Raw genomic sequence first — 12,663 nt, forward strand, 5'->3', positions numbered from 1 at the left:
ATATACAATCATTGCCTTAACAATTAAATTGGGCAGGCTGAACACGCCAATGAGCCATGCGGTGCGCAAGATCAGGGGTTACCGGTCTTCTGACAAGAACGGCGAATGGCTCACGATGTGGGACGCGGCCGCCAAACTCGGAGTCCCGCACGTCAAGATCCAACGCTTCATCAGGAATGGCATATCGCCGCCGAGTAGGTCATGCGCTACGCGCCCTATCAAATCCGCTCCAGCGACCTCGAAGACGAGTGGATCAAGGCCAAACTGGCGCGCCCAATCCCGTGTCGCGCCCAAGACGACAACCAGGAATCGCTATTTTCCGACATTTGAAAAGGGGGTGCACAACGAATCAGCCTTTGCCCTGCGCTGAAAATCCTGGCTCTTCACCGGTTCAGACCGCGGCGGTCAGCGCACCGCCGTCATGATGAGCCTCATTGCCACGGCAAAGCTCAACGACATCGATCCGCAAGCCTGACCGATTTTGCCGGCGACGATGACGATGTTCTGCTTGATAAGCTCCAGTGTTTCCTGCCGTCGGGACCGTCCCTTCGACAAGCCCGGGGAAGCCCCGTCGGTTGTCTTCTGCCCCGGTGCCTCAGATCGGATCCCAAGAGAAGACGTCACCCGAACGCTCCGGCGGGGTGAAAGCCGCGCGGAAGGCAGGCAGGGCGCGTTCTGCAATCAGGGCCGGCGTCCAGCCACCTCCCGATTGGACGCTGCGGATCGGTCGCATGGCGTTGAACAGGAACAGCTCGTTGAGACGCGCTGCGAAGACCTGCCCGGTAACACCCTCTGCCGCCGCCGAGGCCAGGAAGACGACGAGCGGCGCGTTGGTTTCCGGTGTCATGCGCTTCATGCGTTCGACACGCGCCTGTTCCTCCGGTGTCGTTGCAGGAATGGAACTTGTCATCCGGCTCCAGGCGAAGGGCGCGACGCAGTTCGAGCGCACGCCGAACCGGCTCATGTCCAGAGCGATTGATTTCGAAAGGCCGACGATACCGAGCTTGGCCGCGGAATAATTCGCCTGACCGAAATTTCCGATCAGCCCCGAGGTGCTGGTCATATGCACGAAAGCGCCGCTGCCCTGGGCCCGAAACGGCTCGGCCGCCGCACGGCTCATGTAGAAGCTGCCGTTCAGGTGGACGTTGATCACCGCTTCCCAATCGGACGGATCCATCTTGTGGAAGATGACATCCCGAAGTATCCCGGCATTGTTGACCACCACATCGACCTGGCCAAAGCTGTCCATCGCCATCTCGATGGTGCGGCGCGCGGCATTCCATTCGGACACGCTTTCGCCCGAGATGATCGCCTGCCCGCCGATCTCTTCGATCATCGCCCGGGTTTCCTCCGCGGGTGCGCTGGAGCGCTCGCCGCTTCCTCCCAGTGATACGCCGATATCGTTGATCACCACGCGAGTGCCCGCCTTGGCGAATTCCAGCGCGATGCCGCGACCGATCCCGCCGCCCGCTCCCGTGATGACCGCAACCTTGCCCTCAAGTCCCAAACCCACTGTCATTTCGTACTTCCTCCTTGAACAGGCTGCCTTATCGGCCGAGACCGAGCACTTGCTTGGCAACAATGTTGCGCTGAATTTCGGATGACCCGCCATAAATCGACGTCGGGCGTGCCTGAAGGAAGACGCTGCCAGGATAGAGCGTCGGCGTGTCCGGCAACTGTCCGGCAAGTGTTCCCAGTTCCCCGGCAACGTCCATGATGCGGTCTGTGATCTTCTGGTAGAGCGCGGATTGGTTGATCTTGAGCATGGAAACGTCGGGACCGAGCCTTTCGCCGCGTCGCACCTTGTCTGCGAAGCTCGTGTAGAAGGACTTGTGGTCCTCGAGTTCCATGCGCAATCCGTTGAGGAGCGATGCATGGTCGCCGCTCTTCCCCAGATGGTCGCAAAGCCGCTCGAGATGGCCGAGCGCGCCTTCTGATTGCTTTGGCGAGCCCAGGAACAGGCGTTCGAAGCCAAGGAGGTTCTTGGCGATGGTCCAACCCTCGTTCACCTCGCCGACAATCGCGTCAGCGGGAATGCGGACATCGTCGAAGAAGACCTCTGCAAATTCGGCGTGCAGGTCGATGTTGACGATCGAACGCACCTTTACGCCGGGCATATCCATCGGCATAAGAAAGAAGCTTATGCCCTTTTGCTTGGCGGCCTGAGGATCCGTGCGGGCAAGCACGAAAATCCATTGCGCGTCCATGCCCAGCGTCGTCCAGACCTTCTGGCCGTTGATTACCCACTGATCGGCTTCGCGCACAGCGGAGGTACGGAGCGCCGCCAGGTCGGAGCCGGCATCGGGTTCGCTATAGCCTTGACACCAGATGATTTCGCCCGAGAGGATCTTCGGCAGATGGTAGGCGCGTTGAGCATCGGTTCCATGGGCGATCAGGAGAGGACCTACCATGGTCAGTCCGGTATCAGGCAGTCGGGCGCAACCATAGCGTTCCATTTCCTCGATCATGATCAGCAGCTTCGAGGGCGACAGTCCCATCCCCCCATATTCGCGCGGCCAGCCAGGCGCCAGCCAGCCCTGCTGCGACAGGATCCTGTACCAGGGCATGGCTTCTGCAGCGTGCAACCGTTTGGGGGGACTACGCAGGTTCTGCGGATAGCTGGCGGCGATCCAGTTCCGGACCGCCGCGCGGAAGTCGGCGTCTGTGAGCGGGTCCAGGTCCGCATGCGGCTGTGGCGCGGTCGGGCTAGTGATGGCTGTCATGTCGCTCTCCCCGGATATGGGTGCGGGTTTCCCGAAAAAGGCTGCGCGCCCTTCCTCAACAGTCGCCATGATCCCGCTCATGGCCGTCCCTCCCTCAGGCCGCCGTAACGTTGGCGATGAAAGCCGGCACTGCCGTAGCGCGGCGCCAGCACCATGGCGCGGCGCAGGAACAAGCCGATATCGGCCTCGTCGGTGTAACCGATGGCACCGTGAAACTGCACCGCCTGTCGCGTGACCAGCATGGCGGCATCGGCCGCCCGCGCCTTCGCCCTGGAGGTGATACGACGGCAGTCGTCGCCCGTATCGAAGGTTTCGACGGCATCGCGCAGCACCGCCCGCGTCAAGCCAATCTCGATTTCCATATCCACAGCCTTGTGCTGCAACGCCTGGAAGTAGCCGATTGGTTGGCCGAACTGGACGCGAGTCTTGAGGTAGTCAAGCGTGATGGCAAAGGCGCGCTCCATGAGTCCGAGCAATGCCGACGCCGTGGCCAGGGCCGCGGCTTCGAGCGCCTTCGCATCGGGCGCCGATAACCGTTTCGCCTCGACCCCATCGAGGATCAAGGTCGCCGTGTGACCGCCGTCGAGGGTGCTTTCGATTTCAAGCGACACGCCCGCGGCTTTCGCGTCGATCAACCAGCAGGCTTCCGTTGAAACGACCAGAAATACATCGGCGGCGGCGGCCATTGGCACGAAACGCCGTCTTCCCGATATCCGCCCCTCGGCCTCGGTGATGCCTCCGGCGAGCGTGAGGCCATCGGGGGTATCGAGCCAGGCCGGCAAGACAAGCTTGTCACCGCTCAACGCTTCGGCGGGTGCGTCCTTGCCCATGAGATCGAGAGCAAGCTGGGCCTCGATGAACGGCTCGGGCAGCAACGCCGCTCCGACTTCACCGGCGAGTGCCGCATATTCCGCCATGCCGAGACCTGCCCCGCCTGCCGTTTCTGGCAGCCGAATTCCAAGCCACCCCATGGCGGAAATCTCGCTCCAGCGTCCTCGATCCATTCCCGGCCTGCCAAAGCGCAGATGTCGAACCGCCTTGAGATCGCCATCGCGCGGGGCAATGCCTGCGGCGCTTTCGACCAGCAGGCGCACCCCCTCAAGCCTGTCCTCGCCCGTTGCGAGCGCTGCAGCCATCGCCGTTTCCTCCTTATTCGAATTGGGCGAGACCGTTTGCGAGCACCACCACGTCGCGCTCCGTCACGCGAATGCGGAACGAGCCGTCCGGCCAGATTTCCGTAAGCAGGGTCTCCCCCGGCAGGACCGTCGCACTGAAACGAACATCAAGCCCCTTCAGTCGCGTCGGATCGCCTGCGCAAAGCGTCTTCATCAGAGCATGCGCTACGATGCCCAGGCTGCACAATCCGTGCAGGATGGGTCGCTCGAATCCGGCCTTGGCGGCAACATCAGGATCAATGTGCAAGGGATTCCCGTCGCCATTCCAACGGTACCAGAGCGCCTGCTCGGGCCGCGTTTGCGTCTTGCGCACAAACGCAGGATCCGTTTCAGGCAGCGCATGGGTCTGCTTCACCGGACCGGCCGCCCCCCCGAAACCTCCGTCCCCGCGCAGGAAGGTGGTGGCACGGGTCGTCGCGTAGAGCCTGCCATCCTCCGCGTCGCGCAGTTCCTTTTCGCTATAAAGCAGCGCGCCGCGCCCGGCGCCCTTGTCGATGATTCCCGTCACGCGGGTCTTGCCGATCACCACGCCTTCCGGCGGCAACGGGCCATACAGCGTAATGCCCTGCTCACCATGGACGAGGCGCAGCGCATCGACCCCGGTATCGGGGTTGGCAAGCCAGAACCCCGGATGCCCGAGCACCAGGGGCATGGTCGGAAAGGGGGTCAGCGGACCTGCGCCGACGAACCGCAGATCACCCCTGTCCATCGGATCCTGTCCGACGCCGATGGACAGGGCGTAGAAGGCACACTCGCGCGGACCATAGCTCTGACGGACCTCGGGAATGTCGTAGGCCATCAGCTTTTCGTAGTCGATCACGGCAAAACCTCATCATCGCACTCGATCACTGCGTCGAGCGCGAAGGCCCCGTCGGGCAGCGCGAGCACCGGATTGAGATCGATCGCGCGCAGGCGCGGGCCCGCAGCGGCGGCAAAGGCGGAAAGCCGTGACAACATGGAAGCAAGCGCATCAAGATCGGCGGGCGCGCGGCCGCGTGCCCCGGTCAGGATTGCCGCAGCCTTGATCGACAGGATCATCTCCCGCGCCGTCGCCTCGTCGAAGGGGCAGGGACGGATCGCCACGTCTTTGAGAATCTCGACAAAGATCCCGCCAAGACCGAAGACGGCGACGGGGCCAAAGACAGGGTCGCGGCTGATACCTATCAGGCATTCGACGCCCCCCGAAAGCTGTCGGGCAACCAGGATACCGGCAATGCGCGCTGCGGGCGCCGTCCTGCCGACCGTGTCGAGAATTTCTTGATAGGCCGCACGGACGCAATCGGTATCGACCAGGTTCAGCCTGACACCGCCGATATCGGACTTGTGAACGATGTCGGGCGAAACGATCTTCATCACGACAGGGAATCCGAGTTCGGCAGCGGCGGCTACCGCCTCCTCCGCCGAGTGCACGATCCGCTCGGCCGCAGCCGCTATGCCGGCTTTCGCAAGAAGCGCCTTTGCCGCGAATTCGTCGGGGCTGACGGCCGGGAGGTGGACATTCGGCAGATCCGGCAGAACCTTCGGCTTTCGCGCCATCATTTCGCCGACCCGTCCCATCGCCGCCATGGCCCGCACGGCCCGGCTTGGATCGGAAAATACGAGGAAACCGGCCTCTTCGTAGGCGCGGGTGACGGTGTCATCCGCGATGATGCAAAGCGCCAGCAGCCGGTCGGGAAACTCGGTGCGGATCTTGTGCAAGGTTTCGCGCAGTTTCGGCGCAAGCGTCGCGCTTCCGGCCACATAGGTCATGAAACACAGGATCGACCGGTATCCGCCATCTCTGAGCGCCGCGCGGGTGAACTCCTCGAACAATGACATGTCGTTCAGCGCCTGGGCCGTGCAGTCGAGCGGATTGGCCGGAGCGCCATAGGGCAGAAGCTGTTTCAACCGGGCCTGCGCCTCGGCCGGCATGGCCGGCATCGGCAAGCCTGCCAGTTCCGCCTCATCGCTGGCGACTATACCCGCGCCGCCGCTGATGGTGATCACGCCAAGACTATTCTGGGCAGGATAGATCCGCTGCCGCGCCGCGTAGGCGAAATCAAGCATCTGCTCAGTATCACGCACCCGGATGACGCCATGCTCGGCGAGAACCGCCTCGGCCACGGCATCGTCCCCGGCTAGCGAGGCTGTATGCGAGGCGGCCGCCGAAGCGCCGAGAGGGCTGCGTCCGGATTTCAGCATGAAGACCGGTTTGCCGGCCGCTCGCGCCGTATCGAGGGCGGCGATCATGCGGTCCGCGTCGCGAAAACCTTCTTGATAGGCGCAGATCACGTCCACCGTGTCACTGCCGGCCATCCAGCCGATTGCGTCAGCGACCGTCACGTCCGCTTCATTGCCGGTGGTGACCAGAACGGACGCACCAAGCCCGCGCACGCGCGCCACTGCCGAAAGATGAGCCCCGTAAGCGCCTGACTGGCTAGCGATGCCGACATTGCCCGGCAAGGGGAAAGCCATTTCCAACGATGAGGAAAAGGTGCCGTAATACCCCACGGCAACATTGTAGACCCCCAACGTGTTGGGACCGAGCACGCGCATGCCGTAACCATGTGCAATGGCCAGCACTTCGGCCTGGATTTTCTCTCCGGCCGCACCCGTTTCGGCAAATCCTGCGGAAAACAGCGTGACCGAGCGGCATCCCTTTTCGCCAAGAGACCTTACGATCTCCGGCGTCTGCTTCGCCGCGACAGCGATGATGCCGGCCTCCGGCGTCTCGGGCAGATCGGCGACCGAAGCATAGCAGGCAAGCCCCTGCACCTCGTCACGGCCGGGATTTACCGGCAGGATTCGACCCTTGTAACCGCCGCTCAGCATGGCGGCTATCGGGCGTCCGCCGATACGCGCAGGATCCGCGGATGCGCCGATGATCGCAACGGAACGCGGCGCCAGAAGCGCACCAAGGGATGCGAAATCATAGGTCCGAGGCTTCGCGTTCATGTTCACAGCACAACCTCCGAACCGAGAAACGCCGTAACCTGGCTCGACAGCGTTCCGCCGTTGCCATGCAGAAGCGCCACCTCCGCTGCCTTCAACTGGCGCTCGCCGGCTTCCCCCCGAATTTGGGCCACGCCTTCGGCAATCAGAAACATGCCGTACATTCCCGGATGAACACAGGACAGGCCGCCACCGTTGGTATTGACCGCCAGTTCGCCCCCCGGTGCGATGCGTCCGTCCTGAACGAAGTGGCCGCCTTCGCCCTTCGGGCAAAAGCCGAGATCCTCCAGGAAGAGGATGGTATTGATCGTGAAGGCGTCATAGAGCATGACCAGATCGACCTCACTGCGGGCCAGACCCGCCATTTCGAAGGCGCGCGGCCCGCTTTCACTGGCTGCGGTCACGGTAAGGTCGGGCATGGCCTGAATCGATCTATGCCAATTCGCGCCGGCCGCGCCGAGGAAATAGACGGGCTTTTTAGGGAAGTCTCTGGCCCTCTCGGAACGGACGAGAATGCAGGCCGCGGCGCCATCGGTCACCAGACAGCAGTCGCCGGCAGTCAAGGGATCGCTGACCATGCGCATCGACAATACGTCGTCGCGGGTCAATGGACCACGCGCAAAGGCATCGGGGTTGAGGTTCGCCCAATGGCGCGCGGAAACCGCGACATCGGCCAGCATTTCCCGAGTGGTTCCGTACTGGTGCATATGCCGACTGGTGGCAAGCGCATAGGCCGTGATCGGATGGCGTGGCGCGTAGGGCGTCTCGTGCCATTGCGGCTCCGACATGGAGACGAGGCGACCGCCTGCCGTGCGCTGATTGGAACCGTAGCAGATCAGCGCCACGTCGCAAAGCCCTGCGTCCAGCGCGAGAGATGCCTGCAAGAGATGCATCTCGAAGCTGGAGCCGCCGACATTCGTGCTGTCGAAGTATTTCGGCTTCAGGCCAAGATATTCGGTCACGCTCATCGAGGCGAATGCGTGGCTGCTGGTCGCCGCGAAAACCGCGTCGATATCGCCGAGCCTAAGGCCGGCATCCGCCAGGGCCGCATGGACGGAAAGCCCCAGAAGTTCAATGGCCGAGTAGCCGGGCGCCTCACCCACACCCGCCACACCCATGCCGACGATCGCTGTTTTCCCGCGAATGGAATGGCTCATGTCACTTCTCCTCCGGCTCGAAGACGACGCGGGGATTTTCTCCCGCCTCGATCCGCGCCCTGACGCGGGCCCCGATGGGCAGCGTCTCGACACCGACAACCGTGGCCATCATCCGCGGCCCCTCATCAAGGTTGATGAGCGCCACGTTGTAGGAACCTTCGCGCTTGCGATTGACCGTGATGGCATAGACCGTGCCACCGCCCGAGGCTTCGACCCAGTCGAGATCGACCGCGCCGGAAGGCGCCATCACCTTCGGATAAAAGACGTACTCGCCCGTCTCGCGACTGCGCTGGATCATGAAACGTCCCTCGGCCAGGAACGCCTCGTAGATCGCCTGCGGCCCGGCGGTTGCTTTTGCGGCGGCTGTATCGCCCATCATTCCCCTCCTCGGACGAGGCTGCTGGCGCGGCAGAACCGGATCTGCCCCGCGCGCATGCCCCATTTGCCAATCATGCCGACCAGCAGCCTGATATGCCTTCACATCCAGTTCCATCGCTTCGGGAAGGGTTGGCGCGGGCGTGCCAGGCAACCTGCCCGGTTCCAGGATCGGTGGCCCACAGCATCGCAACCTCCCATTGCAACGCAGAATCAATCATCGAGCCATTTTTTCGCATAAAGAACCCATTTCGTCTATGAGAAAATATCGTGTCCCACCGCGTTCTCTAATCGCCATCGTCAACAGCTGATCTTTAGCGTTTCACCACGCGCACCGGAGTCCAGGGTTCGCCGCAGATCCTGGCAACCGCGACCTTCGTGTTATCGTAAAGGATCGACAGCGGCACACCGCCGAAGAAGGCGAACGCCGATACATGCCCGTCCAGAAAGGCCTCGGTCGTCTCGGCTGGATAGGCCTTCACGAAGCAGGCATCCGATTGCAGGAGGTCCATGCAGAAGAAATGCATCTTCCGGCGGACACCATCGATCACGCCCACCGCTTCGCCAAAATCCACTTGCGCATGTCCTGGCGGGTGCGCCAGCGGCACGAACGTCTAGCGCCCGCGCACACGGCACAGCCGGACATAATCCTTTACAACAGTCATTTACGACAGTGTAGCCCCCACCAAAGCCATGCTCGTCGCGCAGACGTTCAAAGATCCGTTTGGCGCTATGCCGTTGCTTCACAGGCGCGATGCGATCCGCCGCCAGGATCGCGTCGATCACTGGCAGCAGTGGCCCCAACTTCGGCTTCGCCACAGGCTTGGTCCGCGTGTAGCCCGGCGGCAGCGAGAACTGGCACATCTTCGATATCGTCTCGCCGCTTAGTCCAAAGACCTTCGCAGCTTCCCTCTGGTTTCCCCATACGTCAAACGTCCATAGTCGCCCCGGCATAGCCGGGGGATTTCCACAGTGGATTAAAGGGCCGATCCACAGCCAACCCAGCGCGTGCCGGTCAAGCGCTCGACGTCAACCTGTTTGCGCATCAACTCGCGCAGTAGCGACATCACCGCCGCGCAAGCATGGCTTGAGGCTTCGGCCAGCGGCCCCACCAGATATACCTCGCGCAGGCAATCCGCAGCGCGCCAGCGGGCGACCCTTAATGTGCCGGCAGCTGCTTCGCGCGCGATAGCATGCAAGGGAAGGATTGAGGCGCCTTTCCCGCGTTCGACCAACTCCTTGATGTTCTGATAGGAGTCCAGCTCGATATCCACTGACAGCCTGATCCCTTTGGCGCTGGCCCAGCCTTCCAGAAGCTGCCGCAGCCCATGCGCCGGGCCGGGCAGGATCAGCGGCAAGCCCAAAAGCGCCGAGGCCCCGATCTTGGCCGGGAGGTCGTGACCGGGCGGGACCAGCAGCACCAACTCTTCGTGCAGAAGCAGCTCTGATCGGAAACGGGCATCGGTGGCTGGCAGATACAGCACGGCCAAGTCAACGCGGCCCTCGCGCAACCAATCCAGCACGAAGCCGCTCATCGCCTCGGAGATCGTCAGCCGTACGCCGGGAAGCTGCGCCTTGGCCGCAAGCACCAGATCCGGCGACAGCATTCCGCCGATCGTGCCGGGCAAGCCGAGCCGCACCTCGCCTTGCGGCTCGCGTCCGAGGTTGCGGATGTCGTCCTCCATCCGCGACATGTCGATCAAGAGCCGCCTTGCCCGCGCCAGCAGCATCTCGCCGGCCTCGGTCAGCTGCACCCCGCGCGCACCGCGCAAAAGAAGCTTGGTACCCAGATGCTCTTCCATGTTGCGCAGATGCAGCGATAGCGAGGGCTGGGCGACGTTCAGCCGATGCGACGCTGCCGAGATCGACCCCGTCTCGGCAATCGCCTGAAAATAGCGCAGCTGTCGCAGGTCCACCGACAGTCCTTCCTCTCGCTCTAACAATCATATTTTAGCATGGCTGCCGTCGCGATTATATATTTGTGCGATGTGGCGCCCATCCACTAACTGCATGGCATCGAAAAAGAGGAGCAGACAGGTGATCGAGACCGGAAAAGGGGCATTCCAGGACATCCGCGATGCGGTGCGGGCGCTCTGCGCGCAGTTTCCCGATGCGTATCACCGCCGAGTCGACGAGGCCCGCGGCTACCCCGAAGAGTTTGTGGAGGCGCTGACCCGGGCGGGTGGATGGCGGCGCTGATCCCCGAAGCCTACGGCGGCTCGGGGCTGGGCCTTACGGAAGCCTCAGTAATCATGGAGGAAATCAACCGCTCGGGGGGCAATTCCGGCGCCTGCCACGGCCAGATGTACAATATGAACACTCTGATCCGGCACGGTTCCGAGGAACAGCGCCGCCGCTATCTGCCGAAGATCGCCGCAGGCGAACTGCGGCTGCAGTCGATGGGTGTGACCGAGCCGACAACGGGCACCGATACCACGAAGATCAAGACTACCGCGGTCCGCAGGGGCGACCGCTATGTGATCAACGGCCAGAAGGTCTGGATCAGCCGAGTGCAGCATTCGGATCTGATGATCCTGCTGGCCCGCACCACGCCGCTGGCCGAGGTGGCGAAGAAATCCGAGGGCCTGTCGATCTTCCTTGTCGACATCAAGGCGGCGATGGGCGCGGGCATGGCTGTGCGCCCGATCCCGAACATGGTCAACCACGAGACCAACGAATTGTTCTTCGACAATCTGGAGATCCCGGTCGAGAACCTGATCGGCGAAGAGGGCAAGGGGTTCAAGTACATCCTGACCGGGCTGAACGCCGAGCGGACGCTGATCGCGGCCGAATGTATCGGCGACGGTTACTGGTTCACCGAACGGGTCGCGAAATATGTCTCGGAACGCGAGGTCTTCGGTCGGCCGATCGGCAAGAACCAAGGCGTGCAATTCCCGATCGCCGAGGCCTTCATCGATGTCGAGGCCGCGAATCTGATGCGGTGGGAGGCCTGTCGGCGCTATGACGCGGGGCTTGATTGCGGGGCCCAGGCGAACATGGCCAAGTACCTGGCTGCCAAGGCCAGCTGGGGGGCCGCCAATGCCTGCATCCAGTTCCACGGCGGCTTCGGCTTTGCCTGCGAATATGATGTCGAGCGCAAGTTCCGCGAGACCCGGCTCTATCAGGTTGCCCCGATCTCGACCAACCTGATCCTCAGCTATGTCGCCGAACATATCCTCGGCATGCCGAGGTCGTTCTGATGGGCTTGCCGCTAAAGGGAGTGAAGGTCGTCGCCATCGAACAGGCCGTGGCCGCGCCCTTTGCTACCGCCCGTCTGGCCGATGCCGGGGCAGAGGTGATCAAAATCGAACGGCCCGAGGGCGATCTCGCCCGCGGCTATGACGATGCGGCCAGGGGCCAGTCGAGCTATTTCGTCTGGCTGAACCGCGGCAAGACATCGGTGACACTGGACCTCGGCTCGGCCTGGGGCAGGGCCGAACTGGCGCGGCTGATCGGCGACGCCGATGTGCTGGTCCAGAATCTGAGGCGCGGCGCGCTGGCGCGTCTAGGCTTTCCGGTCGAGCGGCTGGCGCGGGACTTTCCCCAGCTCATCACCTGCTCGATTTCCGGTTATGGCAATGACGGGCCGATGGCCGACCGCAAGGCCTATGACCTGTTGATCCAGGCCGAGGCGGGGCTCTGCTCCATCACCGGCGGGCCTTCGGAACCGGCGCGGGTGGGCATATCGCTGGTCGATATCGCGACAGGCGCAACCGCCTATTCGGCCATTCTTGAAGCGCTGATCGGCCGAGGCATCACCGGGAAAGGGGCTGCGATCTCGGTCTCGATGTTCGATGTCATGGCCGACTGGCTGACCGTGCCGCTCCTGAATCACGAAGGCGGAAAGAGCCCCAAGCGCATCGGCATGGCGCATCCCTCGATCGCCCCCTATGGCGTCTTCACCGCCCGCGACGGTGCGCCGATCCTGATCGCGGTGCAGAGCGACCGCGAATGGCGAGCCCTCGCCCAGGACTTTCTGGGGGATCCGGCGCTGGGCATCGATCCGCGCTTTGCCACCAATGTCGCCCGCGTTGCCAACCGGGCGGAAACCGATGCCGCGGTCGCTAGAGCTTTTGCCAACCACGATGCGGCCGGCGCGATCGAGGTTCTTCTGGCCGCCGATATCGCTCTGGCCTCGGTCAATGACATGGAAAAGCTGTCGCACCACCCGCATCTGCGCCGGGTGACCGTCGCCACGCCGAACGGCCCGGTGCAGATTCCCGCGCCCGCACCGATCTTTTCGGGCGAGGACCGCAGCTATGGCCCCGTCCCGCCGCTTCAACCCCTTGCCGAGGCATGATG

11 protein-coding genes and 2 pseudogenes are annotated in these 12,663 nt (G+C 63.0%); 3 read left to right on the forward strand and 10 right to left on the reverse strand.

Annotated elements, in window-relative coordinates; genetic code table 11:
* Nucleotides 1-201: 201 nt before the first annotated feature.
* Nucleotides 202-330, forward strand: a complete 129-nt coding sequence (locus F1640_RS25090; protein ID WP_255530622.1) for a hypothetical protein — start codon at nucleotides 202-204, stop codon at nucleotides 328-330.
* A 75-nt stretch (nucleotides 331-405) separates the two neighbouring features.
* Here F1640_RS25090 and F1640_RS24955 read toward each other — a convergent pair whose 3' ends face one another.
* The 10 genes and pseudogenes from F1640_RS24955 to F1640_RS04125 all read right to left on the reverse strand — a co-directional run bounded on the left by F1640_RS24955 (nucleotide 406) and on the right by F1640_RS04125 (nucleotide 10,277).
* Nucleotides 406-555: a hypothetical protein gene (locus F1640_RS24955; RefSeq protein WP_217625705.1), complete on the reverse strand. Its 150-nt coding sequence runs from the start codon at nucleotides 553-555 to the stop codon at nucleotides 406-408.
* A gap of 40 nt (nucleotides 556-595) precedes the next feature.
* Complete coding sequence (locus F1640_RS04085; RefSeq protein ID WP_244968654.1) at nucleotides 596-1,612, reverse strand: SDR family NAD(P)-dependent oxidoreductase; 1,017 nt, start codon at nucleotides 1,610-1,612, stop codon at nucleotides 596-598.
* Nucleotides 1,548-2,804, reverse strand: coding sequence for an acyl-CoA dehydrogenase family protein (locus F1640_RS04090; protein WP_206694629.1), 1,257 nt, complete (start codon nucleotides 2,802-2,804; stop codon nucleotides 1,548-1,550). The genes F1640_RS04085 and F1640_RS04090 overlap by 65 nt, the downstream gene beginning before the upstream one ends.
* On the reverse strand, nucleotides 2,801-3,859 hold the full coding sequence (locus F1640_RS04095) for an acyl-CoA dehydrogenase family protein (protein ID WP_025549991.1): 1,059 nt from the start codon (nucleotides 3,857-3,859) through the stop codon (nucleotides 2,801-2,803). The genes F1640_RS04090 and F1640_RS04095 overlap by 4 nt, the downstream gene beginning before the upstream one ends.
* 13 nt (nucleotides 3,860-3,872) lie before the next feature.
* Complete coding sequence (locus F1640_RS04100) at nucleotides 3,873-4,718, reverse strand: MaoC/PaaZ C-terminal domain-containing protein (protein WP_025549990.1); 846 nt, start codon at nucleotides 4,716-4,718, stop codon at nucleotides 3,873-3,875.
* The gene (locus F1640_RS04105; protein ID WP_037483155.1) at nucleotides 4,715-6,832 is read right to left on the reverse strand and encodes an acetate--CoA ligase family protein; all 2,118 of its coding nucleotides are present in this window, start codon (nucleotides 6,830-6,832) and stop codon (nucleotides 4,715-4,717) included. The genes F1640_RS04100 and F1640_RS04105 overlap by 4 nt, the downstream gene beginning before the upstream one ends.
* 2 nt (nucleotides 6,833-6,834) lie before the next feature.
* Entirely contained in the window at nucleotides 6,835-7,986 is a 1,152-nt protein-coding gene (locus tag F1640_RS04110) for a thiolase (RefSeq protein ID WP_025549988.1), read from the reverse strand.
* 1 nt (nucleotide 7,987) lies between these two features.
* The gene (locus tag F1640_RS04115; RefSeq protein WP_025549987.1) at nucleotides 7,988-8,362 is read right to left on the reverse strand and encodes a Zn-ribbon domain-containing OB-fold protein; all 375 of its coding nucleotides are present in this window, start codon (nucleotides 8,360-8,362) and stop codon (nucleotides 7,988-7,990) included.
* Nucleotides 8,363-8,708: 346 nt separating this feature from the next.
* A pseudogene (gene istA / locus F1640_RS04120) lies at nucleotides 8,709-9,315 on the reverse strand (IS21 family transposase); the annotation flags it as partial.
* A gap of 23 nt (nucleotides 9,316-9,338) precedes the next feature.
* Complete coding sequence (locus F1640_RS04125; RefSeq protein WP_025549985.1) at nucleotides 9,339-10,277, reverse strand: LysR family transcriptional regulator; 939 nt, start codon at nucleotides 10,275-10,277, stop codon at nucleotides 9,339-9,341.
* A 94-nt stretch (nucleotides 10,278-10,371) separates the two neighbouring features.
* On the opposite strand from F1640_RS04125, the pseudogene F1640_RS04130 reads away from it, so the two are divergent.
* Together F1640_RS04130 and F1640_RS04135 are read left to right on the forward strand one after the other, a co-directional pair.
* A pseudogene (locus F1640_RS04130) lies at nucleotides 10,372-11,561 on the forward strand (acyl-CoA dehydrogenase family protein).
* On the forward strand, nucleotides 11,561-12,661 hold the full coding sequence (locus F1640_RS04135; RefSeq protein ID WP_025549983.1) for a CaiB/BaiF CoA-transferase family protein: 1,101 nt from the start codon (nucleotides 11,561-11,563) through the stop codon (nucleotides 12,659-12,661). Before F1640_RS04130 ends, F1640_RS04135 begins: the two are co-directional and overlap by 1 nt.
* The last annotated feature ends 2 nt before the right edge of the window (nucleotides 12,662-12,663 follow it).

Origin of the sequence: Novosphingobium sp. NBM11 (genome assembly GCF_015390225.1) — a bacterium.
Classification (GTDB): Bacteria; Pseudomonadota; Alphaproteobacteria; order Sphingomonadales; family Sphingomonadaceae; genus Novosphingobium.

What these genes read in the sequence shown, in the direction of transcription:
- F1640_RS25090 (WP_255530622.1), top strand. Translation starts at nt 202, where the DNA reads ATGCGCTACGCGCCCTATCAAATCCGCTCCAGCGACCTCGAAGACGAG.
- F1640_RS04090 (WP_206694629.1), bottom strand. Translation starts at nt 2,804, where the DNA reads ATGAGCGGGATCATGGCGACTGTTGAGGAAGGGCGCGCAGCCTTTTTC.
- F1640_RS04085 (WP_244968654.1), bottom strand. Translation starts at nt 1,612, where the DNA reads ATGGCGGGTCATCCGAAATTCAGCGCAACATTGTTGCCAAGCAAGTGC.
- F1640_RS04105 (WP_037483155.1), bottom strand. Translation starts at nt 6,832, where the DNA reads ATGAACGCGAAGCCTCGGACCTATGATTTCGCATCCCTTGGTGCGCTT.
- F1640_RS04135 (WP_025549983.1), top strand. Translation starts at nt 11,561, where the DNA reads ATGGGCTTGCCGCTAAAGGGAGTGAAGGTCGTCGCCATCGAACAGGCC.
- F1640_RS04110 (WP_025549988.1), bottom strand. Translation starts at nt 7,986, where the DNA reads ATGAGCCATTCCATTCGCGGGAAAACAGCGATCGTCGGCATGGGTGTG.
- F1640_RS04115 (WP_025549987.1), bottom strand. Translation starts at nt 8,362, where the DNA reads ATGGGCGATACAGCCGCCGCAAAAGCAACCGCCGGGCCGCAGGCGATC.
- F1640_RS04095 (WP_025549991.1), bottom strand. Translation starts at nt 3,859, where the DNA reads ATGGCTGCAGCGCTCGCAACGGGCGAGGACAGGCTTGAGGGGGTGCGC.